This window comes from Ruegeria alba (assembly GCF_022321465.1).
Classification (GTDB): Bacteria; Pseudomonadota; Alphaproteobacteria; order Rhodobacterales; family Rhodobacteraceae; genus Ruegeria_B; species Ruegeria_B alba.
This window is the reverse complement of the sequence record NZ_JAKOEM010000008.1, coordinates 99,608-123,539: the sequence shown is the minus strand read 5'-3', so window position 1 is coordinate 123,539 and position 23,932 is coordinate 99,608. Positions and strand designations below refer to the sequence as shown.

Here is a 23,932-nt window from a genome sequence, read left to right as displayed (position 1 = left end):
AATGAAATACATCTCGACCCGCGGGCAGGCGCCCGAGCTTACCTTCGAAGAGGCGATGCTGACCGGTCTGGCCCGTGACGGGGGCCTTTACCTGCCCGCCGAAATCCCAGTGATGGGCCAGGACGAGATCGCCGCGCTGGCGGGCCAGCCTTATGAAGAGATCGCCTTTCGTGTAATGTGGCCCTATGTGAGCGGATCGTTTGCTGAGGACGAATTCCGGGGCATCATCGCCCGCGCATACGAAGGCTTTGGCCATGCCGCCCGGGCGCCGCTGAAACAGCTCAACGAGAACCACTTCCTGCTGGAGCTGTTCCACGGGCCGACGCTGGCCTTCAAGGATTTCGCGATGCAGCTGATCGGCCAGCTGTTCCAGGCGGCGCTGGCGCGGCGCGGCGAGACGGTGACCATTGTCGGCGCCACTTCGGGCGATACCGGTTCGGCCGCGATCGAGGCGTTCCGGGGTCTGGATGCGGTCAATGTCTTTATCCTCTTCCCGCATGGCCGGGTCAGCGAGGTGCAGCGTCGCCAGATGACCACGCCCGCCGACAGCAACGTGCACGCGCTGGCAGTGGATGGCGATTTCGACGACTGTCAGGCGCGGGTCAAGGACATGTTCAACGACTTTGCCTTCCGCGACGGGGTGCGGCTGGCTGGTGTGAACTCGATCAATTTCGCGCGGGTTCTGGCGCAGGTGGTCTATTACTTCTCGGCGGCCACCAGCCTGGGCGCACCGCACCGCAAGATCAGCTTCACCGTACCCACCGGCAATTTCGGCGATATTTTCGCGGGCTATATCGCCAAGCGGATGGGGTTGCCGATCGAACGGCTGGTGGTGGCCACCAACCAGAACGACATCCTGCACCGCTGCCTGTCGGGCGAGGGCTATTTCAAGGGCGAAACCATCCCCTCGATCAGCCCGTCGATGGATATCCAGGTCAGCTCCAACTTCGAACGCGCGCTTTATTACGCCTATGGCCAGGATGGCACGGCGGTGTCGCAGCTGATGGACGAGCTGCAACAAGGCGGGTTCCATGTCAGCCAGGGGGCGATGCAGGCCCTGCGCGAAAGCTTCTCCTCGGGTCGCGCTTCGGAAGAGGAAACACTGGCCACCATCAAGGCCACGCTGGCCGCCAGTGGCGAGCTGTTGTGCCCGCATTCGGCGGTGGGGGTAAAGGTCGCCGAAGAGGCCCGCAGGGCCGACGCGGCGCCGATGATCACGCTGGCCACCGCGCATCCGGCGAAATTCCCCGCTGCGGTGGAACAGGCCAGCGGTGTGTTTCCGCCTCTTCCCCCGCGCATGTCGGATCTGTATGAACGTCCGGAACGGGTGACCCGGATCGCCAACGATCTGGCCGCCCTCCAGGATCATATCAGAAGGCATATCCCTGCGTGACAGTAAGACAGGACCAACTGGCCAACGGCTTTCGCATCGTCAGCGAGAACATGCCGGGCCTGCAATCGGCGGCCATCGGCATCTGGGTGACCGCGGGCGGGCGGCATGAGCGGATCGACCAGAACGGCATCGCCCATTTCCTGGAACACATGGCGTTCAAGGGAACCGAGCGCCGTTCGGCGCTGCAGATTGCCGAGGCGATTGAGGATGTGGGCGGCTATATCAACGCCTATACCTCGCGCGAGGTGACCGCCTATTATGCCCGCGTCTTGAAAGAGGACGTGGCGCTGGCGCTCGACGTGATCGGCGATATCGTCCTCAACCCGGTCTTTGACCCGCGCGAGATCGAGGTCGAACGTGGCGTGATCCTGCAAGAGATCGGTCAGGCCCATGACACGCCCGACGACGTGATCTTTGACTGGTTGCAGGAAGAAAGCTATCGCGACCAGCCGCTGGGCCGCACCATCCTTGGCCCGGCCGAGCGGGTCAGCAGCTTTTCCCGCGCCGATCTGTCGGCCTTCGTGGCCGAGAATTACGGGCCCGAGCAGATGATTCTTTCGGCAACCGGCGCGGTCGATCACGACCTGCTGGTCCGGCTGGCAGAAGAGATGTTCGGCCATCTTACCCAGCGCAAGGGTACGCTGGCGGAACCTGCGCTGTTTACCGGAGGCGAAGCACGGCGGGAAAAGGCGTTGGAGCAGGCCCATTTCGCGCTGGCGCTCGAGGGGCCCGGCTATCGCGACGACGCCATCTATACCGCTCAGATCTATTCCTCGGCGCTGGGGGGCGGCATGTCCTCGCGCCTGTTCCAGGAAGTGCGCGAAATGCGTGGCCTGTGCTATACGATCTTTGCCCAGACCGGCGCCTATGCCGATACCGGCACCACCACCATCTATGCCGGGACCAGCGCGGGGCAGGTAGCCGAACTGGCGGGTATCACCATCGACGAGATGAAGCGCGCCGCGGACGACATGACCGAGGCCGAAGTGGCCCGTGCCCGCGCCCAGATGAAGGCCGGGATGCTGATGGGGCTGGAAAGCCCGTCGAACCGGGCCGAACGGCTGGCGCGGCTCGTGCAGATCTGGGGCAAGGTGCCCTCGCTCGAGGATACCGTGGCCCGGATCGACGCGGTCACCACCGCCGATGTGCGCGCCTTTGCCGAGCGGATGGCGGTCGAGGCGCCGGCGGCGCTGGCGCTTTATGGCCCGGTCTCGGCCGCCCCCAACCTGGCGGAGCTGCAAGAGAGGCGCGCTGCCTGATGCTGCTGGGCCGCCGCAAGCTGACACTCGAAACCGAGCGGCTCAGCCTGCGTTTGCCGGCGCATTCCGACTATGCCGACTGGGCAGCGCTGCGGCGGGCGTCGCGTGACTATCTGATCCCGTGGGAGCCCAGCTGGGCCAGCGATCATCTCAGCCGCAAGAGTTTCACAAACCGGGTTTATTGGGCGCAACGCTCGGTTTCCAGTGGCTCGGCGGTGCCCCTGTTCGTGTTCCGGCGCTCGGACGATGTGCTGGTTGGGGCGATCACGCTGGACAATATCCGCCGCGGTCCCGCCCAGGCGGGAACGCTGGGATACTGGACCGGGCAATGCTATGCCCGGCAGGGATATATGCGCGAGGCGATCGGCGCGGTGGTGCACCACGCCTTCTCCCGTCTCGACCTCAGCCGTCTCGAAGCCGCCTGCCTGCCCGAGAACATGGCTTCGCGCGGACTGCTGGAAAGCTCGGGGTTCAAGTATGAAGGCGTGGCGCAGTCCTATCTTCAGATCAACGGGCGCTGGCGGACCCATGTCCTCTATGCCTGCCTGCGTTCGGACCGGCGCGGCAAGACGGATGCGGGCTAGATGGGCGGTATCGCGGCGTCGGGACCGTTCCGGAGCCGGTGCGCTTTCTAACGAACAGGGATCAGGGGCGTGACTTGCCGCGATGATGCGCTACTATTCATGGAATGTGGCGGTTTCTACTGGCATTGACTTTACTTGCTGGGGGCGCGGCGGCTCAGGAGCGTCGCCCAAGCCATTGCATTGCCATCGCCGATGCCGCGCCCGGCATCGAGTATCTGCACAAGGCGGGCTGGCAGGATCCGGTGCCGGATTATTCGGTGCGGATCAGCTATATCGCGCATGCCTCGTTTCTGATCCAGACGCCCGGCGGGCTGAACGCGGTCACCGATTTCACCGGCTTCATCGGCAGCGCCGACATGATCCCCGATATCGTGACCATGAACCACGCGCACGAGACCCATTGGACGCAATTCCCCGACCCGGCGATCCCGCATGTTCTGCAAGGCTGGGGCCCGTTTGGCAAGGGAATAGAACACCATCTCGATCTGGGTGAAATGCTGATCCGGAATGTCTCGACCGATATCCGTTCGGTCTATGGTGGGGTCGAGGAGCGCGGCAATTCGATCTTCGTGTTCGAGGTCGAGGGAATGTGCATTGGGCATCTGGGACACCTGCACCATGTTCCCGACGATGCGCAATTCGCTGCCCTTGGCCGGCTTGATGTGGTGATGGCCGCTGTTGATGGTGGCACGACCATGTCGCTTCCCGAGATGATCGCGGTGCTACGGCGCCTGAAAAGCTCGGTCATCATCCCGATGCACTGGTTCTCGGGGCATTCGCTGGACCGGTTTCTTGCAGGCATTCGAAACGATTTCGACATTCGCCGCGATGGCGTGTCCGAGATCGACATATCGCTGCGCACGCTGCCCGACCGGCCCACGGTGGTGGTGCTTGAACCGCGCTACCTCGTCGATCTCGATTAGGGCTTGCCCGACCCGCGCACCTTGGGCATGGAAAGGGTATGATCCTGAATCCCGCCGATGAAAGCTTTGCCACCCACCTGCGCGGCCTGTTGCCCGCTGAGGTGTTGCGCCCGGTCGAGCCCCGCTATCTGGCCGAGCCGCGCGGGCGCTGGACCGGGCAGGCGGGCGTTCTGGCCTTGCCGCGTTCGACCGAGGAAGTGGCAACACTGATCCGGGCTGCATCGGCGCGGCGGGTGGCGGTGTTGCCTTATGGCGGCGGAACCGGGCTGGTGGGCGGACAGGTAATGCCCGACGGGCCCGCACCGCTGGTCATCTCGCTGGAACGCATGAACCGGATACGCGGCGTCTATCCGCAAGAGAACGTTGTGGTGGCCGAGGCGGGCTGTATCCTGGCCGACATTCAAGATGCGGCCGGCGATGTGAACCGCCTGTTCCCGCTGTCGCTGGCATCCGAAGGGTCCTGTCGGATCGGTGGCAATCTGGCCACCAATGCCGGCGGGGTGGGAGTGCTGCGCTATGGCAATGCCCGTGACCTGTGCCTGGGGCTTGAGGTGGTTCTGCCGAGCGGAGAGATCTGGAACGGGCTGACCCGTCTGAGAAAGGACAATACCGGCTATGACTTGCGGAACCTGCTGATCGGTTCCGAGGGCACGCTGGGCATCATCACTGCCGCCGCGCTGAAGCTTTTTCCGATGCCGAGCTCGCTGGGCACCGCATTGCTTGCGGTGCGCGATCCGCAGGCCGCGCTGGACATTCTGGCATTGGCGCGTGGCCAGATCGGCGAGTGTATCAGCGCCTTTGAACTGATCCACCGTCAGAGCTTCGACTTTCTGGCGGAGACCCTCCCGTATCTGCGCCAACCGCTGGACCCGGTTCCGGAATGGAGCGTTCTGGTGGAGTTGGGCCTGTCGGGCGGTCTGGACGCGGTCACGGCGCTTGAGTCGCTGTTCGAGGCGGCGGTGGAGGCCGAATTGGCCAGCGATGGCGTAGTGGCACAGAGCGAGGCGCAGCGTGCCGCGCTCTGGAGCCTGCGTGAACATATCCCCGAGGCCAATCGCCGGATCGGCTCGATCTCCAGCCATGACGTGTCGCTGCCGCTGTCGGAACTGCCCGCGTTCATCCGGCGCGGACAGGAGGTGGTTGCCGCGGCGGGATCATACCGCATCAACTGCTTCGGTCACCTTGGGGACGGCAATCTGCACTACAACCTGTTTCCACCAAAGGGACGGAACCGGTCGGATTATGCGGATCAGGCCACTGGCCTCAAGAGACTGGTGCATGACCTCGTGCACGAGTACGGCGGTTCTGTCAGCGCCGAGCACGGCATCGGACGGTTCAAGACCGGAGATCTACAGCGCTATGGCGATCCGGCGAAACTGGCCGCGATGCGTGCGATCAAAACTGCACTTGACCCTTTCGGTATCATGAATCCGGGTGCAGTGCTTGCGTGAGAGGCAAGAGCAAGAAAATTCTGCGAATTTTCTAGTGAACAAAATTCGCAGAATTTTGTTCTGCGCCGGTCAGAGACCTTCGAAGGCGCAGAGCGCGTGCACATCCATGCCCATCGCTTCCAGCACCTTGCGGCCGCCCAGGTCAGGCAGGTCAATGATGAAGGCGCAAGAGACGATCTCACCACCCAACCGTTCTATCAACCGGATCCCGGCGGCGGCGGTGCCGCCGGTGGCCAGCAGGTCATCTACCAGCAGCACCTTCTCGCCTGGTTGGATCGCATCGTCGTGGATCTCGACAATCGCCTCGCCGTATTCCAGTTTATAGTCCTGGCTGATCGTGGTTCCGGGCAGCTTGCCTTTCTTGCGGATCGGTACGAAACCAACGCTCAGCTGGTGCGCGATCGCACCGCCCAGGATGAAACCGCGCGCTTCCAGCCCCACCACCTTGTCGATCCGCTCGCCGGCATAAGGATGCAGCATCTGATCGATCGCCATGCGAAAACCGCGTGGATCGGCAAACAGCGTGGTCACATCCCGAAACAGGATCCCTTCATGGGGAAAATCGACGATGGTACGGATGTAATCCTGAACCGATTTCGTTCTGGACATGTGGCCCCCCGGAAAACAGCGTTTCCTGCGGTTTGGCGCATGACGCGCGCAGACGCAAGGGGGAGGGGCGACTTGTATCGCCCCGAAACGGGGGCGTCGTCAGGTCTTGGTCCTGAGGCTGCCAAAAGACCGGTAGAGCGTTGCGGGCAGTCAGGAGAGATGCGGTTTCACCCAGTCGCGGCGATCCCGGATCAGCAGCGATTGTGCGGTGTGCAGGTTCATTGCATTTGCCTTCGTCATGTTGCTACGGTTGAAGTGCATCGACATGATATATGCTTTGTATATACAAAGCATATGCAGATTTTTCAACCACCGGGTAGGTTTGTGGGCAAGAAAGACGGAAAAAACGCCTCCAGAAAGGATGCGCAGCTGGTTTTGAGGCTCGACAAGAACGAGCGGGACGCGTTTGTGGAAAAGTGCAAGGCGCTCGACACCAGTGCCGCGCGCGAGATACGCCGCTTCATCCGCGAGTTCATGAAGGCGCATCCGGACGATTAGGTGGGGCGCCTCAGAAGGGCAGTGGCAATACCCATGCCCATCAGGGTTATCCCTCCGGTTCGGGTCAACCCGGCAATGACCGAAGGCCGGTCGATCCAGCGGCGCAGATGGTCGGCGAGCAGCGCATAGGCAAGCGCGTTCAGCCCTGCCAGACCGACAAAGGTTGCGATCAGGATGGCGAATTGCGGGACCAAGGGGGCTTCGGGGCGCAGAAACTGCGGCACGAAAGCGATGAAGAAGGCGATTGATTTCGGATTCAGCGCTGTGACAGCGGCGGCATGGGCAAAGACCGACCGTGCGCTCACATCCGGCGAGACGCGCATCTGCGCCAGACCCGCGCTGCCCGCGCTGCGGAACAGGCGATAGCCCAGCCACAGAAGATAGGCGGCGCCGACCCATTTGAGCACCGCAAACAGCGTGGCCGAGGCCAGCACCAATGCGCCAAGCCCGGCGAGAGAGGCGCTCATCGCGATGAGATCTCCCAGAGCCACTCCCGTGGCCGAGGCAACGGCCACACCACGCCCCTTGGACAGGGCATAGCTCAAGACCAGCAGCACTGTGGGGCCCGGGATCAGCAGAAGGGCAGTCGAAGCGGCAACAAAGGCAAGCCAGAGATCGAGGGGCATTGGGGTCTCCGCAGGGTAAGGGCAGGCGGCAGTCAGCCTGCTTATCCGTTCACGGTCAAGCGTTCGTTTGTGCTCAGAACACCCGGCTTGCGACAGCGTCGAGCTTGGCAAGTAAGGCCGGGTCACGCGCTTCAGGTGCGGTCAGGATGGCATGGTCCAGCGCCCGGTCGCAGCCATGCGCGCAGGGTGTGCGCTCGGCACCCAGGAGGGCGGGCAGGCCCTTGACCATGGCGCGCGCCTTGTCGGCATTGCCCATCAGAGTGGCAATGATCCGGGTCACGTCCACCTCGCCATGATCGGGGTGCCAGCTGTCATAATCGGTGACCATCGCGACGGAGGCATAACAAAGCTCGGCCTCGCGGGCGAGCTTCGCCTCGGGCATGTTGGTCATGCCGATCACATCCGCGCCCCAGTGCTCGCGGTACATCTTCGATTCCGCGAGAGTCGAGAATTGCGGCCCCTCCATCGCCAGATAGGTGCCGCCGCGATGCACCGTGATGCCGGCGGCGCGGGCAGAGGTTTCGCAGGCATCCGACAGGCGTCGGCAGGTGGGATGGGCGACGCTGACATGGGCGACGCAGCCGGTGCCAAAGAAGCTCTTCTCACGCGCAAAAGTGCGGTCGATGAACTGGTCGACGATCACGAAATGCCCCGGCGCCATCGCCTCGCGGAACGATCCGCAGGCGGAAACCGAGATCACATCGGTGACACCCAGCCGTTTCAGCGCATCGATATTGGCACGATAGGGGACCTCGGTCGGGGAATGCACATGGCCGCGCCCGTGTCGGGGCAGAAAGGCCATGTCGACGCCACCCAGCCGCCCGGTCAGGATCTGGTCCGAGGGCGCCCCCCATGGGGTGTCGACAGTGACCCATTCCGCCGCGTCCAACCCGTCGATGTCATAGATGCCCGAGCCGCCGATCACGGCGATCTTGGTGTTGCGCATGTTGCTGGCCTTTTCCTGTTGCGGGCGTTTCGCGTCCGAGTTGTGCGGATTCCGGCGCGCATTTCAAGGGTGGGGCTCATTCTTGCCTCGGGCTGCTGCCGCCGATAAGTCCGCGCGTCCGCGATTGCGCCAGAAAATCCTGCCAGGCTGCCTCGAACTGGCCAAGCGGCCAGTCGCGGTCCTGCGCCCGTCCGTGGCGATCTCGGAAAGTGAAGCGAAAGCGGTTTCCCTGCCGCATTGCGGTAATCAATGTCTCTGCGCCGTTGTCCGAGAAGTTACACCCCAGCCCGGTCAGGCAGCCGGGCCAATTGCTGTGCCAGATCCGCCCCTGTTCACCCTCGACCCGAAGGCCGCCGGGGGCGAAAAGCGAGCCGGGCTCGATCCCGATCTCGACCGCAAAGCCCTCGACCTCGGGCGTGACAAAGAGATATTGCGCGGCAAATTCGGGATGTGGCGAGAACACGTCCACGTGCCGCAGATAGCAGCGTTTCACCAATTTCCCTTGCTCGAACCGTTCATCGCACATGGAATCCCAGATGCCGATCAGTCGGTGATGGGTGACCCGCCAGTTGCCGGCGGTATCGTTGCCCTGCATGTCCTGGGCATGGGCGGGCAGGGCGATCAGGGCGGAAAGCAGCAAGGGGATCAGGGAACGCATGCAAGACAGGTGAGCAGCGGTCGGGTCGCGTGCAAGTCACGTTGCCGCGAGCGAAAGTCATGCATGCGACGCATAGCCGCTATCCGTGCTGCGCCATGGCCGTATGGGTAGCGATTCGTTACAAGGCGCGGAACGCGAACTCCCCATCAGGACCTGACCCATGCCCCGTGCCTTCCTGGCAAGTGTTGCCAATCGTCTCGCCATTCCCGACCTGCGCTGGATGCCGGACGAGCCGCTGACCGCCTCGCGCCTCAGGATCGAGCTGTTGTCGGGACTGACCGTGGCGCTGGCGCTGGTGCCCGAGGCGGTGGCCTTTGCCTTTGTCGCCGGGGTGCACCCGCTGGTGGGGCTTTACGCGGCCTTTCTGGTCGGGCTGATCACCGCGCTGATCGGCGGGCGGCCGGGCATGATCTCGGGCGCAACCGGGGCGCTGGCGGTGGTGATGGTGGCGCTGGTGGCGCAGCACGGGGTCGAGTACCTCTTTGCCACCGTGGTGCTGATGGGCCTGTTGCAACTGGTCGCCGGGGTCATGCAATGGGGCAAGTTCATCCGGCTGGTGCCGCATCCGGTCATGCTGGGCTTTGTCAACGGGCTGGCCATCGTGATCTTTCTGGCCCAGATGGGCCAGTTCAAGGTGCCGGGCAGCATGGAAAATACCGGCCACGGGATGGGCGGCGGCGAATGGCTGTCCGGTGGCCCGCTGATGCTGATGCTGGCGCTGGTGGCGCTGACCATGGTGGTGATCTGGATCATGCCGCGGGTGACGCGGGTGATCCCTGCACCACTCGCGGGCATCGCCGTGGTCGCCGCGCTGGTGATCGGCGCCGGGCTGGATGTGCCGCGGGTGGGCGACATGGCCTCTATCGAGGGCGGGTTGCCGCAGTTCCACATCCCGATGGTGCCGCTGAATTGGGAAACGCTGGAAATCATCCTGCCCTACTCCGTCATCCTCGCGGCGATCGGGTTGATCGAGTCGCTGCTGACCCTGAACCTGGTGGGCGACATCACCGGCAAGCGGGGCGGGGCCAGCCAGGAATGCATCGCCCAGGGCGCGGCCAATGTGGTGACCGGCTTCTTTGGCGGCATGGGCGGCTGCGCGATGATCGGCCAGTCCATGATCAACGTGAAATCCGGCGGCCGGACCCGTGTGGCAGGTATCGCGGCGGCGCTGTTCCTGCTGGTGTTCATTCTGGTCGGCGCGCCGCTGATCGAGCAGATCCCGCTGGCCGCGCTGGTCGGCGTGATGTTCATGGTGGTGATCGGGACCTTTGCCTGGAACTCGCTGATGATCCTGCGCAAGGTGCCGCTGACCGATGCCTTTGTCACCGTTCTGGTCACCGTGGTGACCGTGATGGAGGACCTCGCGGTTGCCGTTGTGGTGGGGGTCATCGTCTCGGCGCTGGCCTATGCCTGGAACAACGCCAAGCGCATCCATGCGGTGACGCGCGAGTCGCATACCGCAAAGGGCGCCAAGGTCTATGAGATTCAGGGGCCGCTGTTCTTTGGCTCGACCGACGGGTTCGTGGAACTGTTCGAGGTCGAACAGGACCCCGCAACCGTGATCGTCGATTTCAAGGAGAGCCGGGTTGTCGATCAGTCGGCGTTGCAGGCGATCGAGGCGGTAGCGCTGAAATACGAGGCGGCGGGCAAGCAGGTGATGCTGCGGCATCTGAGCCGCGACTGCCACCAGCTGTTGACCAAGGCCGGGCATCTGATGGTCGACAGCGACGATGACCCCGATTACGGGCTGGCGGTGGATTACTCGGTCCGGACCGGCATCCTGGGTGGTCACTGACCCTTTGCCAAGCGGTGCGCGCCTGACGGCGCGCGCTTTCTTGTTGCCGCACCTTTCGGTGCGGGATGCGAGGCGCTGCCTCGCGCTCCGGGATATTTGGGGCAAGAGGAAAGAGGTATCAGGGGGCGAGGGCGGCAAGATCGCCTGAGAGCAGCGCCGGTTCGGCGCGGGCGATGAGATCGGGCGGCCAGTCCCACCAGGCGAGAGATTGCAGCCGGGCAATGGTGTCGGGACCGAAACGGAAGCGGATCACCTGGCCGGGATTGCCGGTGACCACCGCGTAAGCGGGCACCGTGCCACGCACCACCGCGCCGGCGCCGATGATGGCGCCGTTGCCGATCCGCGCGCCGGGCAGGATCATCGCCCCATATCCGATCCAGACATCGTGGCCGATCACCGTATCGCGGCGGTCCGGCTGATAGGAGGTCATTTGCGCCGGGTCGAAGACCGGGAAGGGAAAGCAGGTGATCCCGTTCTGGGCGTGATTGGCCGAGGCGGTGATGAAGCGGACCCCGTGAGCGATCTGGCAGAAGCGGCCTAGTGTCAGCGTTTCGGCCGAAGTGGGAAACAGATAGGGCGCTAGCCGCGCCGCCCAATCCTTCGGCGGATCGAAATCAGAGGCATAGCTGTAGTCCCCGGCGCGGAACCGGGGATGGTCTATCACCCGGTTCAGGAACACGGTGCCAGCATGGTCGGACCCGTCAGGCAACGTGATCGGGTAGCGACGACCTGGGTCCGGAAGGGTCATCTGTCGTCCGGGCGCGCAAGCGTAAAGAGGTCGCGCACGACGGTATAGTCACGATAGCCAAGCCGGGCCAGCGGTTGATAGGTGGTGACGTCGAAAATCCCGTCCTTAAGGCAGTCATCGCGCATGTGGATACCGGTCACCTCGCCGAATACCACCCGATTGGACTCGCCGGGCAGCGTCACGATCTGCGTCAGCTTGCATTCCAGCGCGGCGGGCGCCCCGGCGATGCGGGCGCAGGCGATCGTTTCGCACTCGACGGATGTCAGCCCGGCATGGGCGAATTCATCCACATCGCGCGGGAGACTCTCCGATGTCGCGTTCATCGCGTCGCGCATCGCGTATTCGACGATGTTGACGCAGAAGACACCTGTCGCCTCGATATTGGCGACGGTGTCCTTGGTGTTGTCCTGGTCGGGCTTGCTGCCCGTGGTCGAGAACATCACCTGAGGCGGGACATAGGCGGCACCATTGAAGAAGCTGTAGGGGGCAAGGTTGTTGGTGCCATCCGCAGCACGGGTGGATATCCAACCGATGGGGCGCGGCGTGATGATGGCGTTGAACGGGTTGTGCGGCAGGCCGTGCCCGTCTTCAGGTCGATAGAACATGTGTCTTTGATCTCCAAGCGTTTGCCCTAGGGGTAACGAAGTGATAGGGCGATTTCCACCCGAAGGGAGAGGCAGGAAGACAGGTGATCGAGGTCAAACCGGAAACACCGGACGATTGGTGGGAGGTCGAGGCGCTTTATGACCTGTGTTTTGCACCGGGCCGCACGGCGCTGTCCTCGTACCGGCTGCGCGATGATGTACCGCCAGTGGCCGGCCTGTCGCTGGTTGCGCGCGACAGCGATGGCACACTGGCCGGGGCGATCAGGTTCTGGCCGGTGCATGTGGGCGATTGCGACGCGCTGCTTCTGGGGCCCGTGGCCGTGCACCCCACCCACCAGGGCGAAGGGCTGGGTGGGTTTCTGATCCAGGAAGGGCTGGAGGCGGGCCGCGAAAGCGGCTGGGCACGGGTGATGCTTGTGGGCGATGCGCCCTATTACAGCCGCTTCGGCTTTGCCCGGCTGGATGGGGTCGAGATGCCGCCACCCACCAATCCCGACCGGGTGCTGGGGTTGGATCTGGTGCCCGGCGCCTGGGCAGGCGTTTCAGGCCGGGTCACCCGCTGGACCCGTTGAAATCGCATGATGCGATGCCGATCTTTGACTAACAGAGGAGGCATGCGCCATGCAGGATATCGTGATCGTTGCCCCGGTGGATGCCGAGGCCGAGCTGGAGGCGCTGGCGAGACGCTATCGTGCGGCGGGCGGCACCGGGATCCGGTTGTTGAACGCGCTGGGCGGGCAGGCAGAAGGGCTGCTTGACCGGCTGCCGCATCAGGTGCGCACCGGTCTGACCGAGGCGACCGAGCGGGCGCTGGTGCTGGCGATGCGCGCCGCACAAGGCTCGCGCCTGGCGGTGCCGGGACAGAGCGCGCGTACCAACATGATCTGGACCACAGCCATGGGCGCCGCCGGTGGCATGGGTGGGTTGCCTTCGGCGCTGGTCGAATTGCCAGCGACCACCACGGTTCTTTTGCGCGCGATACAGGACGTGGCCGTCGAACACGGGTTCGATCCCGCCGCCGAGAACGTGCAGTTCGACTGTATCCGGGTCTTTGCCGCCGCAGGCCCGTTGTCGACGGATGACGGCGCCGATCTGGGTTTTGTCTCGCTGCGGCTTACGCTGACCGGTGGGGCCTTGCACAAGATGATCTCGGCCGTGGCACCGCGACTTGCGACAGCATTGGGGCAAAAGCTGGCGGCGCAATCGGTGCCGGTGCTGGGCGCGGTTGCCGGGGCATCGGTGAACTATGTCTATACCCGCTATTACCAGCAGATCGCGCATGTGCATTTCGGGCTCAGGCGGTTGGCGGTGGATGCGGATATTCCCCATGCCGAACTGGTTGCGCGCCTGTCGGACAAGATGGCGCTGGGCGAAGGGATGTAACCGCAGTTTCACAATTCCGCCGTTAATTGGTTTCAACCCGCGCGACCACGCGGACAGGACGGAGCGCGATGAACGCAAAGCTCGACAAGGCGGTGACGATGCAAAGGGCGCAGGCGCTGACCCGGCTGCAATATGGCGCGCTCTGCTACCGGTTCGACGGGGACACGCCCCTGGTGCTGCTGATCACCTCGCGCGGGACGGGGCGCTGGATTCTGCCCAAGGGCTGGCCGATACCCGGCCTGGACGGATCCGCCACCGCCGCACGCGAGGCGTGGGAGGAGGCGGGCGTCGTGGGGCGTGTCTCTCCGGTCCCGCTGGGGGCTTACCACTATGCCAAGCTGCTCGATAAACGGCGCGAGGTTCCCTGCAAGGTCGAGGTATATCCGCTCTGCGTTGCGCGTCTGGAAGATGAATACCCCGAAACGGGCCAGCGGCAGCGGGTCTGGTTTGCCGCGACCGAGGCAGCCCGGAAGGTTGATGAACCGGAGCTGAAACAGCTGCTCGGGACACTCGATCCCATGGCGCTGCGGCGGTTGTGCCCGACCGCCACAGGGCCGCACTCCACTTGATCTTGCGGGATATGTGGATATCTACTGGGCGGACCGCAACGGAATGGCCAGATGATTCAGTATTCTCTGAAATGCAGCGCCGGGCACAGCTTTGACAGCTGGTTCCAATCGGCTGCCGCCTTTGAAAAACTGGCGGCGACCGGAATGGTCGCCTGCTCGGTCTGTGGCGGGACCGAGGTCGAAAAGGCGATCATGAGCCCCCGTGTCACCTCGGTCCGGTCCAACAAGGACGCCCGCCCGCTGACCGCGCCTGCAACGCCCGCCGAACAGGCACTGGCCGAGATCCGGCGCAAGATCGAGGCGAATTCCGACTATGTGGGCCGGGATTTCGCAACCGAAGCGCGCCGGATGCATCTGGGTGAGGCGCCGGAACGGGCGATCTATGGCGAGGCCAAGATGGAAGAGGCCAAGGCCCTGCTTGAGGACGGTATTCCCGTCGCGCCGTTGCCATTCCTGCCGAACCGAAAGGCGAATTGACATGCATGTACTGATCACCGGCGGCAACCGCGGGATCGGGCGGGAGCTCGCCGCACAGTATCGCAAGGCGGGCCATGACGTCACCGCCACCGCGCGCGATGACAGCTGCGATATCGCGCTTGATGTGACCGACCCGGTCCAGCACCGCGCCATGGCCGAGGTGCTGGCGGGGCGCCCCATTGATCTGTTGATCTGCAACGCAGGCGTCTATCTGGACAAGGGGCTGTCGCTGGAGGGCTACACCGCGCAGGTCTGGACCGACAGCTTTGCCGCCAATGTCACCGGCGTCTTTCTGACCGTTCAGGCCCTGCTCCCCAATATCAGGGCCGCCGGCGGCAAGATTGCAATCATCTCGTCGCAGATGGCCTCGCACACGCGTGCGCCGGGCGGCAGCTATGCCTATCGCGCGTCCAAGGCTGCTGTGCTGAACCTGGGTCGCAACCTGGCTGCCGATCTGGCACCCGAGGGCATCGCCGTGGGCGTCTATCATCCGGGCTGGGTCCGTACCGACATGGGCGGTCAGGGCGGCGATATCGACGTTACCGAGGCGACGGGCGGCCTGATCGAGCGCTTTGCCACGCTATCGCCCGAGACGACGGGATGTTTCGAAACCTGGGACGGGCGCGCGCACCCTTATTGAGACGCGACCGCGGCCGCCGGCAGTTCGAATACCTCGCCTGGTGCAATGAAAATCCGCAGCGTATCGCCGGAGGTTTCCGAACTGACGGCAGAGGGCGAGCTGCTGGAAACCGGTTTACCATCCTCGAAATAGATGTTGCGCACCGTCCCGCCGGGCAGGATGACAGCCAATGTGGCGGTACCATCCTCCTTGCGGCGCAGCTCTGCCGGGCAATCGGAAAGGGCCTGACCACCCGTCGCGCAGGGGACCGTTCCCAACGCGTTTTGTCCGTCGGTCCCGGATACGGTGGCGGCAAACGCCACAGACGAAGACAGGATAAGGCTGACAGCGAGAATGGTGGCGCGCATGGTCTTTCCTTTCTGGCTAAAGGCTGTGCAACGCTCGCATTCCGGCCCGAATCTGTAAAGCCCGTAGGCCGCCTTGCGGCCCTGCGTCAAATCGGTGCGGCCCCATTGCCCTCTTGCTCTTGTACCCCCCCTCGCATAAGAGGCTCGGGACATTTTTCCACAGGCGCGGAGACCTAGCCCCCATGCCAACGCTCGTGATGAAATTCGGCGGCACTTCGGTCGCCAATCTCGACCGTATCCGCCGCGCGGCCAAGCGCGTGGGCGTCGAAGTGGCCAAGGGCTATGACGTCATCGTCATCGTCTCGGCCATGGCCGGCAAGACCAATGAACTGGTGGGCTGGGTCAACGAGACCTCGCCGCTGTTCGATGCGCGGGAATATGATGCGGTTGTGTCGTCGGGCGAGAATATCACCGCCGGCCTGATGGCGCTGACGCTGCAAGAGATGGATATCCCCGCGCGCAGCTGGCAGGGCTGGCAGGTGCCGCTGATGACCAACAGCGCGCACAGCCAGGCCCGGATCGAAGATATCCCGCCGCACAATATCAACCAGAAATTCGCCGAAGGCATGAAGGTTGCGGTGGTCGCCGGGTTCCAGGGCGTCAGCCCCGAGGGCCGCATCACCACGCTGGGCCGGGGCGGGTCGGACACCACCGCCGTTGCCTTTGCCGCCGCCTTCGAGGCCGAGCGCTGCGACATCTATACCGATGTGGATGGCGTCTATACCACCGATCCGCGCATCTGCACCAAGGCGCGCAAGCTGGAAAAGATTTCGTTCGAGGAAATGCTCGAACTGGCCTCGCTGGGGGCCAAGGTGCTGCAAACCCGCTCGGTCGAACTGGCCATGCGGTACAAGGTCAAACTGCGTGTCCTCTCCAGTTTCGAGGAACAATCCGACACCGCCGGTACGCTGGTTGTCGATGAGGAGGAAATCATGGAATCCAATGTAGTCTCCGGCGTCGCCTATTCCCGCGACGAGGCCAAGATGACCGTCGTTTCGGTCCAGGACCGTCCCGGCGTTGCTGCCACCATTTTTAACGCGCTCAGCGAGGGTGGTGTGAACGTGGACATGATCGTGCAGAACGTGTCCGAGGAAGGCATCACCGACATGACCTTCTCGTGCCCCACCGACCAGGTGGCGCGCGCCGAAAAGGCGATGAACGCGGTCAAGGACGCGGGCGAGCTGGAATTCGAGGACCTGCTGGTCGATTATGACGTCTGCAAGGTGTCGGTCGTCGGCATCGGCATGCGCAGCCAGTCGGGCGTGGCCGCCAAGATGTTCAAGATACTCTCGGATGAGGGGATCAACATCAAGGTGATTACAACCTCTGAGATCAAGATTTCCGTGTTGATCGACCGGAAATACATGGAACTTGCCGTGCAGGCGCTGCATGATGCGTTTGAACTGGACAAGGCGGCCTGATCCAAGCGGGGCCGGGCGCGCCTGATCCTGCAACGGCGCGAGGACCCATGGCGGACGGAACCGAAAGCGAATCCCGCAAGCTGCTGGGGCGGCTACGCGAGGCGATGGCGACGGACGAGGCCGGTCAGGCCCGTCTGGACCGGATCACGCATCTGATCGCCGACAGCATGGGGACCGAGGTCTGCTCGATCTACCTGTTCCGCGATGTCGACACGCTGGAACTGTGCGCCACCGAGGGGTTGAAGCCCGAGTCGGTGCACCAGACCCGGATGCGGTTGGGCGAGGGGCTGGTCGGCCGCGTCGCCAAGTCCGGCAAGGTGGTCAACACGCCCGATGCGCCCTCGGCCAAGGGGTTCCGCTACATGCCCGAGACAGGGGAGGAACGCTATTCCTCCTTCCTGGGCATCCCCGTGCAGCGGCTTGGCGAAAAGCTGGGTGTTCTGGTGGTGCAGTCGCGCGACGCGCGCGAGTTTTCCGCCGACGAGGTCTATGCGCTGGAAGTGGTGGCCATGGTGCTGGCCGAGATGGCCGAGTTGGGCGCCTTTGTCGGCGAGGGCGCGGCGCTGTCGCCGCTGCATCAGAAATCTGCCATGTTCCGGGGCGGCACCGGGCAGGAAGGCGCGGCCGAGGGCCATGTCTGGCTGCACGAGCCGCGCGTGGTGATCACCAACCCGATCGCCGACGACCCCCATCGCGAGATGGAGCGCCTGAACGAGGCTGTGGACGAGTTGCGCGTCGGCGTCGACAAGATGCTGGAGATGTCGCAGAACGGCGACAAGGAACAGTTGCAGGTTCTCGAGGCCTACAGGATGTTCGCCAATTCCAAAGGCTGGATGCGCCGGATGGAAGAGGATATCGCCCGCGGCCTCAGCGCCGAGGCGGCAGTGGAAAAGGAACAGTCTCTGGCCCGCGCCCGCATGGGGCAGGTACAGGATTCCTATCTGCGCGAGCGTCTGGCCGACCTCGATGACCTGTCGAACCGCCTGCTGCGCATCCTGACCGGTCAGGGCAAGCAGACCGGCGCCGAACTGCCGCCCGATCCGATTCTGGTGGCACGCAATATCGGGCCCGGCGACCTGCTGGAATATGGCCGCTCGCTCAAGGGGATCGTGCTGGAGGAAGGCTCGGTCGGCAGTCATGCGGCCATCGTTGCGCGGGCACTGGCGATACCGCTGGTCGTGCATGCCGAGCGGATCACCACCGAGGCACTGAACGGCGATCAGATCCTGGTCGATGGCGATCAGGGGGTGGTGCACCTGCGTCCCGAGGAGAGTGTGGTCAGTGCCTTTCGCGACAAGATCGCGATGCAGGCGGATGCACAGGCGCGCTATGCCTCGATCCGGGAAACCCCCGCCATCACAAAGGACGGACAGCATATCAATCTGGTGATGAATGCGGGGCTGATGGCGGATCTGCCCTCGCTCGAAAGTTCGGGTGCCGAAGGGGTGGGGTTGTTTCGGACCGAACTGCAATTTCTGGTACGCAACCAGATGCCGAAACGATCGGAACTGGTGGCGCTCTACTCGCGCGTTCTGGACGCGGCCAAGGGCAAGCGGGTCGTGTTCCGCACCCTCGATATCGGGTCGGACAAGGTGCTGCCCTATATGAAGCCCACGGACGAGCCGAACCCGGCGCTGGGCTGGCGCGCGATCCGGGTGGGGCTGGACAAGCCCGGAGTGATGCGCATGCAGTTGCAGGCGCTGATCCGGGCCGCAAATGGCCGTGCGCTCAGCATCATGTTCCCCTTTGTCGCCCAGGCCGAGGAATATCACGCCGCGCGCGCCGAGGTGGACAAGACCATCGCCCGCGAAAAGGTTCTGGGCCATCCGCTGCCCGAGACGCTGGAAATCGGCGCCATGCTCGAGACGCCTTCGCTGGCCTTTGCGCCGCAGAAGTTCTTTGACGATGTCGGATTTCTCTCGATCGGTGGCAACGATCTGAAACAGTTCTTCTTTGCCGCCGACCGCGAGAACGAACGCGTGCGCCGGCGCTATGACACGCTCAACAGCAGTTTTCTCAGCCTGATCGAACGGATTGTCGAGCGGTGCGGCATCTCTGGAACGCCGCTCAGCTTTTGCGGTGAGGATGCCGGACGACCGATCGAGGCGATCTGTCTGGCGGCCATGGGTATCCGCACCTTGTCGATGCGCCCCGCTTCAATTGGACCCGTCAAGAGCTTGCTTTTGCGCACGGATCTGGGTGAGCTGCGTAAGATCATCACGGATGCCCGCCACCGTGGTGTTCAGTCCGTGCGTCCTGCGGTGATGGACTGGCTTAGCCAGAATCCTTGATCTTCCCCGATACCGGATCCCTGACAGTGCCCGTACGGGCCCGGTGCCATTTGTCTGTTGTTTTCAGCAAATCTTTGCTGGCCCTGGGCCGGATCGAGTAGCGGTTTGGGTCAACTTAGAGCGAGAGCTGTGGATAAATTCACCAGCGTTTCGCCGTAAATAATTGATGTTTCTTGATTCACTTGATCGAATTTCAGGAAGATTTTGCCTCAGAATATGCTATTTTTGATAACAAGCGTATTGTGCATCAATTTCATCCACAACTGCTGTGCAGACAGGAAATCCGCTGTACGATATGCTTTGACGTATCTCCGCAGGTCGTTTTCTGGCAGCAAGCCTCGTTCACCTTACTCTTGGTGGCACGGATATCAGGTGCAATGCGATTTCTCCATTGAATCCGTGCGTAGTGGTCTCAAATGCTGAACCGCCACATAAGTATTCATGTCTAACCATTTATAATAAAGTCAACTTTCGATATCACCCACAGAGTTTTCCACAGCCGAAAGCAGGAGCTTAATGGGCCTGAAAAACCTGTTTTCATATAGGTTATTTCGTCTGATGGTGGCAGTCGTGTCACAGATATCCACAATCGCTTCTCGTCGTGCTCGTCGCCGCTTGCTGAGGGTGGGCTGGATCAGGGCCGCTACAGAAAACTGTTTTATGTCAGGATGGGCTTGATATTTTGCAGGGTATCCGTAAAGAGGACGGCAAATTGTTAGCGTTAACATTTGTGATGTCCCGGCCCGGAGCCCGGCGTGGATACGCAAAAGAGCCGTTGCAAAGGAGACAGCATGGTATCCCGTGTCATTCCGGTCAGTGCCTTCGATCTGGTTCTGTTCGGGGCTACCGGCGATCTTGCTCGCCGCAAGATCTTGCCAGCGCTCTTTCATCGCTACGAAGTGGGACAGATGCCCGAGGAGGCGCGGATCATCGGTTCGGCCCGCACCGAGCTGACGACCGAGGCCTTTCGCGCCGAGGTGCGTCAGGCGATCGAGGAATTTACCCCGGACACCCCGACCCGCACCGAGGTGCTCGGACGGTTCCTGCAAAAGCTCGACTATGTGGCGGTGGATGCGCTCGGCGAGGATGGCTGGCAGGCGCTTGCAGCCATGTTGCGCGCGGATGCGGTGCGGGCCTTCTACCTTTCGGTCGGGCCGTCCCTGTTTGCCGGCATCGCACGGCAGCTTGAGAGCCACGGCATGGCCACGCCCGAGGCGCGGATCGTGGTCGAAAAGCCCTTTGGTCGTGATCTGGAAACCGCGCGCGCCCTGAATGCCGGTCTGAGGGTCTGTTTCGAGGAACACCAGATCTATCGGATCGACCACTATCTGGGCAAGGAAACGGTGCAGAACCTGATGGCGCTGCGCTTTGCCAACTCGCTGTTCGAACCCCTCTGGAACGCGACCCATATCGACCATGTGCAGATCACGGTGGCCGAAAGCATCGGCGTCGAGGGGCGAGAGGCCTATTACGACCAGTCCGGCGCCATGCGGGACATGGTTCAGAACCATCTGGTGCAGCTCCTTTGTCTGACCGCGATGGAGCCGCCATCGAAATTCACCCCCAACGCGGTGCGGGACGAAAAGGTCAAGGTGATCGAGGCGCTTGACCCGGTTCCGCCCGGCGACATCGCCCGGGGGCAATACCGCGCCGACGAGGGCGGCGATGGCTATCTGGACCATGTGGGCGATCCCCAGAGCCGCACCGAGAGTTTCATTGCGCTCAGGGTTCATGTGGCCAACTGGCGTTGGGCCGGGGTGCCGTTCTATCTGCGCACCGGCAAGAAGCTGCGGGCGCGGGTGTCGGAAATCGTGGTGCAGTTCCGCGATCCGCCACATTCGATCTTTCCCAATGTGGGGCCGATCCACGGCAACAAGCTGATCATCCGGTTGCAACCGGATGAGGGCATCACCCTGCGCACCACGATCAAGGATCCGGGGCCGGGCGGCTTCCGGCTGGCCGAGGTACCGCTGGACATGAGCTTTGCCGAGGCGCTGGGCGGCGATACCCGGCCACAGGACGCCTATGAGCGTTTGGTGATGGACGTGATCCGGGGTGACCAGACCCTGTTCATGCGCGGCGACGAGGCTGAGGCCGCCTGGGCCTGGGTGGATCCCATCATCGCCGAATGGGAAAGAAACCGCGACCGGCCCTATCCTTATGATCAGGGCAGTTCGGGTCCGGAAGAGGCGCTGATGCTGCTGCATCGCGACGGCCGCCGCTGGCGGCAGATCGGAGGATGACCATGGTACATGCGACCATAGCCGAGGTGACGGCCCGGATCGTGGCGCGCAGCGCCGAAACGCGCGGTCCCTATCTGGCCCGGATCGACGCGGCCCGCGACCAGGGCCCGGCGCGGGCGCATCTCAGCTGTTCGGGACAGGCGCATGCTTATGCCGGGGCGGGGGAGGATCAACAGGCGTTGGCCACCGGCTCGGCCGGGCATCTGGGCATCGTCACCAGCTATAACGACATGCTGTCGGCGCATCAGCCGTTCGAGCGCTATCCGGATGTGCTGCGCCAGGCCGCCCGCTCTGTCGGCGGCACCGCGCAGGTGGCAGGCGGCGTTCCCGCCATGTGCGACGGTGTCACCCAGGGCGCACCGGGAATGGAACTGTCGCTGTTCTCGCGCGACGTGATTGCCATGGCGGCGGGTGTTGCGCTCAGCCACAACACCTTTGACGCGGCGGTGTTTCTGGGCGTCTGCGACAAGATCGTGCCGGGGCTGGTGATCGCGGCGCAGAGCTTTGGCCATCTGCCGGCGATCTTCGTGCCTGCGGGGCCGATGACCAGCGGTCTGCCCAATGATGAAAAGGCCAAGGTGCGGCAGCGCTTTGCAAAGGGTGAGGTGGGCCATGTCGAGCTGATGGCTGCCGAGATGGCGGCCTATCACGGGCCGGGCACCTGCACCTTTTACGGCACCGCCAACACCAACCAGATGCTGATGGAGTTCATGGGGTTGCACCTGCCGGGCGCCAGTTTCGTGCCGCCGAACACCGGCCTGCGCGAGGCGCTGACCGCCGAGGCGGCGCGGCGATCACTCAGCCTTTCGGCGTTGGGCAACACCTATACCCCGGTGGCGCATGTGCTGGATGAACGCGCCTATGTGAACGGCATTGTCGGGCTGATGGCGACCGGTGGCTCGACCAACCTGCTCATTCATCTGGTTGCAATGGCGCGGGCGGGGGGTATCCTGCTGGATTGGCAGGACTTTGCCGAGATCTCGGCGGTGGTGCCGCTGATCGCACGGGTCTATCCTAACGGGTTGGCCGACGTGAACCATTTCCACGCGGCGGGCGGGCTGGGCTATACCATCCGCACCCTGCTCGAGGCCGGTTTCCTGCATCCCGACACGCTGACGGTGGCGGGCCGGGGGCTCGAGCGCTATACACAGGAGCCCAAGCTGCGGGATGGGGTGCTCGGTTGGGAGGCCGGAACGCAAACGAGCCTGAACGACAAGATCCTGCGCCCGGTCTCTGACCCGTTTCAGGCGACCGGTGGGCTGTCGCGCCTTTCGGGGTCGCTGGGAACGGCGGTGATGAAGGTCTCGGCCGTGGCGCCGGAACATTGGGTGGTCGAGGCGCCGGTGCGCGTCTTTCTCGACCAGGACGAGGTCAAGGCCGCTTTCAAGTCCGGTCAGCTGACCGGCGACATGGTGGTGGTGGTCCGCTTTCAGGGACCCAAGGCCAACGGCATGCCCGAGCTGCACTCGCTGACACCGATCCTGTCGATCCTGCAAGGGCGCGGGCAAAAGGTGGCGCTGGTCACCGATGGGCGCATGTCGGGCGCTTCGGGCAAGGTTCCGGCCGCAATCCACGTGGTGCCCGAAGCGCTGGAGGGTGGTCCCATCGCGCGGCTGCGCGACGGCGACTTGTTGCGGGTCGATGCCGAGGCGGGCGTGCTTGATATCCTGACCGAGGGTGTACTGGCACGCGACCCGGTCACGGCAGACCTGTCCGGCAACCAGTTCGGCACCGGCCGCGACCTGTTTGCCGCCTTCCGGGCGGCGGTCGGTTCGGCAGATACTGGCGCCAGCGTATTTGGAGGTTAGCGCATGACATCCCGAGAGACCCGCGCCATCTGCGAGATGGCGCCCATCGTTCCGGTTCTGGTGATCGACGATGCCGCCCATGCGCGCCCGCTCGCCGAGGCGTTGGTCGCCGGAGGTCTGCCCGCACTGGAAGTGACGCTGCGCACTCCGGCAGCGCTCGAGGTGATCCGCATCATGGCCCAGGTGCCCGGCGGCGTGGTCGGCGCCGGCACGCTGGTCACGCCCGAGGACGTGCGCGCGGCCAAGGCCGCCGGTGCCCGGTTTGGGGTGTCCCCCGGCGCCACCGACAGGCTGCTCGCCGCCTGCGAGGCGGAGGGCCTGCCGCTCTTGCCGGGTGCCGCCACCGCCAGCGAGGCGATGCGGCTGTTGGAACGGGGCTATGACATGCTCAAGTTCTTTCCGGCCGAGGCCTCGGGCGGGGCACCCGCGCTCAAGGCGATCGGGGCGCCCCTGCCGCAGATCGGGTTCTGCCCCACCGGCGGCGTGTCGCCGCAGAATGCCGAGAGCTATCTGAGCCTGCCCAACGTGGTCTGTGCCGGTGGCAGCTGGGTGGCGCCCAAGAACATGGTGGCGGCGGGCGACTGGGCCGGGATCGAGGCCCTGGCCCGCGCCGCAGCAGCGCTGGGCCGGGGATAGAGGGGGGCGGGATCGTCCAGGG

At 63.8% G+C, this 23,932-nt stretch carries 24 protein-coding genes; 17 read left to right on the top strand and 7 right to left on the bottom strand.

What is annotated here, in order from left to right:
• The first annotated feature begins 1 nt into the window (after position 1).
• From thrC to MB818_RS11285, 5 genes are all read left to right on the top strand, one after another.
• A complete protein-coding gene (gene thrC, locus MB818_RS11305; RefSeq protein ID WP_238905135.1) occupies positions 2 to 1,393 on the top strand; it encodes a threonine synthase in 1,392 nt (463 codons plus the stop codon).
• On the top strand, positions 1,390 to 2,652 hold the full coding sequence (locus tag MB818_RS11300; protein ID WP_238905133.1) for a M16 family metallopeptidase: 1,263 nt from the start codon (positions 1,390 to 1,392) through the stop codon (positions 2,650 to 2,652). Before thrC ends, MB818_RS11300 begins: the two co-directional genes overlap by 4 nt.
• Complete coding sequence (locus MB818_RS11295; RefSeq protein WP_234139631.1) at positions 2,652 to 3,236, top strand: GNAT family N-acetyltransferase; 585 nt, start codon at positions 2,652 to 2,654, stop codon at positions 3,234 to 3,236. Before MB818_RS11300 ends, MB818_RS11295 begins: the two co-directional genes overlap by 1 nt.
• 104 nt (positions 3,237 to 3,340) lie before the next feature.
• A complete protein-coding gene (locus MB818_RS11290) occupies positions 3,341 to 4,159 on the top strand; it encodes an MBL fold metallo-hydrolase (RefSeq protein WP_238905131.1) in 819 nt (272 codons plus the stop codon).
• Positions 4,160 to 4,197: 38 nt separating this feature from the next.
• The gene (locus MB818_RS11285; protein WP_238905130.1) at positions 4,198 to 5,610 is read left to right on the top strand and encodes an FAD-binding oxidoreductase; all 1,413 of its coding nucleotides are present in this window, start codon (positions 4,198 to 4,200) and stop codon (positions 5,608 to 5,610) included.
• A gap of 69 nt (positions 5,611 to 5,679) precedes the next feature.
• On the opposite strand, the gene MB818_RS11280 is transcribed toward MB818_RS11285, so the two are convergent.
• Entirely contained in the window at positions 5,680 to 6,219 is a 540-nt protein-coding gene (locus tag MB818_RS11280; RefSeq protein WP_234139634.1) for an adenine phosphoribosyltransferase, read from the bottom strand.
• A gap of 324 nt (positions 6,220 to 6,543) precedes the next feature.
• On the opposite strand from MB818_RS11280, the gene MB818_RS11275 reads away from it, so the two are divergent.
• On the top strand, positions 6,544 to 6,717 hold the full coding sequence (locus MB818_RS11275; protein ID WP_234139635.1) for a hypothetical protein: 174 nt from the start codon (positions 6,544 to 6,546) through the stop codon (positions 6,715 to 6,717).
• Here the strand turns inward: MB818_RS11275 and MB818_RS11270 are convergent.
• The 3 genes from MB818_RS11270 to MB818_RS11260 form a co-directional block, all read right to left on the bottom strand.
• Positions 6,714 to 7,343: a LysE family translocator gene (locus tag MB818_RS11270; RefSeq protein WP_238905129.1), complete on the bottom strand. Its 630-nt coding sequence runs from the start codon at positions 7,341 to 7,343 to the stop codon at positions 6,714 to 6,716. The two genes, MB818_RS11275 and MB818_RS11270, sit on opposite strands and share 4 nt — an antisense overlap.
• 73 nt (positions 7,344 to 7,416) lie before the next feature.
• Positions 7,417 to 8,289: an S-methyl-5'-thioadenosine phosphorylase gene (locus tag MB818_RS11265; protein ID WP_234216859.1), complete on the bottom strand. Its 873-nt coding sequence runs from the start codon at positions 8,287 to 8,289 to the stop codon at positions 7,417 to 7,419.
• 76 nt (positions 8,290 to 8,365) lie between these two features.
• Positions 8,366 to 8,947, bottom strand: a complete 582-nt coding sequence (locus tag MB818_RS11260) for a hypothetical protein (protein ID WP_234165914.1) — start codon at positions 8,945 to 8,947, stop codon at positions 8,366 to 8,368.
• A gap of 160 nt (positions 8,948 to 9,107) precedes the next feature.
• On the opposite strand from MB818_RS11260, the gene MB818_RS11255 reads away from it, so the two are divergent.
• Positions 9,108 to 10,742: a SulP family inorganic anion transporter gene (locus MB818_RS11255; protein ID WP_234139639.1), complete on the top strand. Its 1,635-nt coding sequence runs from the start codon at positions 9,108 to 9,110 to the stop codon at positions 10,740 to 10,742.
• A gap of 118 nt (positions 10,743 to 10,860) precedes the next feature.
• On the opposite strand, the gene MB818_RS11250 is transcribed toward MB818_RS11255, so the two are convergent.
• On the bottom strand, positions 10,861 to 11,490 hold the full coding sequence (locus MB818_RS11250) for a CatB-related O-acetyltransferase (protein WP_238905127.1): 630 nt from the start codon (positions 11,488 to 11,490) through the stop codon (positions 10,861 to 10,863).
• Positions 11,487 to 12,095: a flavin reductase family protein gene (locus tag MB818_RS11245; RefSeq protein ID WP_234177791.1), complete on the bottom strand. Its 609-nt coding sequence runs from the start codon at positions 12,093 to 12,095 to the stop codon at positions 11,487 to 11,489. Before MB818_RS11245 ends, MB818_RS11250 begins: the two co-directional genes overlap by 4 nt.
• 83 nt (positions 12,096 to 12,178) lie before the next feature.
• Between MB818_RS11245 and MB818_RS11240 the strand changes: the two genes are divergently transcribed.
• The 5 genes from MB818_RS11240 (at position 12,179) to MB818_RS11220 (ending at position 15,164) form a co-directional block, all read left to right on the top strand.
• Entirely contained in the window at positions 12,179 to 12,667 is a 489-nt protein-coding gene (locus MB818_RS11240) for a GNAT family N-acetyltransferase (protein WP_234139642.1), read from the top strand.
• Between the two features lie 49 nt (positions 12,668 to 12,716).
• A complete protein-coding gene (locus MB818_RS11235; protein WP_238905125.1) occupies positions 12,717 to 13,478 on the top strand; it encodes an EcsC family protein in 762 nt (253 codons plus the stop codon).
• Between the two features lie 68 nt (positions 13,479 to 13,546).
• A complete protein-coding gene (locus MB818_RS11230; RefSeq protein ID WP_238905123.1) occupies positions 13,547 to 14,047 on the top strand; it encodes an NUDIX hydrolase in 501 nt (166 codons plus the stop codon).
• 51 nt (positions 14,048 to 14,098) lie between these two features.
• On the top strand, positions 14,099 to 14,524 hold the full coding sequence (locus MB818_RS11225) for a DUF1178 family protein (protein ID WP_234139645.1): 426 nt from the start codon (positions 14,099 to 14,101) through the stop codon (positions 14,522 to 14,524).
• Position 14,525: 1 nt separating this feature from the next.
• Positions 14,526 to 15,164 (top strand): SDR family NAD(P)-dependent oxidoreductase, encoded by a 639-nt coding sequence (locus MB818_RS11220; RefSeq protein ID WP_238905121.1) that lies wholly within the window; start codon positions 14,526 to 14,528, stop codon positions 15,162 to 15,164.
• On the opposite strand, the gene MB818_RS11215 is transcribed toward MB818_RS11220, so the two are convergent.
• The gene (locus MB818_RS11215) at positions 15,158 to 15,511 is read right to left on the bottom strand and encodes a hypothetical protein (RefSeq protein WP_238905120.1); all 354 of its coding nucleotides are present in this window, start codon (positions 15,509 to 15,511) and stop codon (positions 15,158 to 15,160) included. The two genes, MB818_RS11220 and MB818_RS11215, sit on opposite strands and share 7 nt — an antisense overlap.
• Before the next feature lie 182 nt (positions 15,512 to 15,693).
• Between MB818_RS11215 and MB818_RS11210 the strand changes: the two genes are divergently transcribed.
• The 5 genes from MB818_RS11210 to eda all read left to right on the top strand — a co-directional run bounded on the left by MB818_RS11210 (position 15,694) and on the right by eda (position 23,910).
• The gene (locus MB818_RS11210; protein WP_234139648.1) at positions 15,694 to 16,932 is read left to right on the top strand and encodes an aspartate kinase; all 1,239 of its coding nucleotides are present in this window, start codon (positions 15,694 to 15,696) and stop codon (positions 16,930 to 16,932) included.
• Positions 16,933 to 16,979: 47 nt separating this feature from the next.
• Positions 16,980 to 19,223 (top strand): phosphoenolpyruvate--protein phosphotransferase, encoded by a 2,244-nt coding sequence (gene ptsP / locus MB818_RS11205; RefSeq protein ID WP_234139649.1) that lies wholly within the window; start codon positions 16,980 to 16,982, stop codon positions 19,221 to 19,223.
• 791 nt (positions 19,224 to 20,014) lie between these two features.
• Positions 20,015 to 21,466: a glucose-6-phosphate dehydrogenase gene (gene zwf, locus MB818_RS11200; protein WP_234139650.1), complete on the top strand. Its 1,452-nt coding sequence runs from the start codon at positions 20,015 to 20,017 to the stop codon at positions 21,464 to 21,466.
• 2 nt (positions 21,467 to 21,468) lie between these two features.
• On the top strand, positions 21,469 to 23,274 hold the full coding sequence (gene edd / locus MB818_RS11195; protein ID WP_439653285.1) for a phosphogluconate dehydratase: 1,806 nt from the start codon (positions 21,469 to 21,471) through the stop codon (positions 23,272 to 23,274).
• A gap of 3 nt (positions 23,275 to 23,277) precedes the next feature.
• Complete coding sequence (gene eda, locus MB818_RS11190; protein ID WP_238905117.1) at positions 23,278 to 23,910, top strand: bifunctional 4-hydroxy-2-oxoglutarate aldolase/2-dehydro-3-deoxy-phosphogluconate aldolase; 633 nt, start codon at positions 23,278 to 23,280, stop codon at positions 23,908 to 23,910.
• Positions 23,911 to 23,932: the final 22 nt, after the last annotated feature.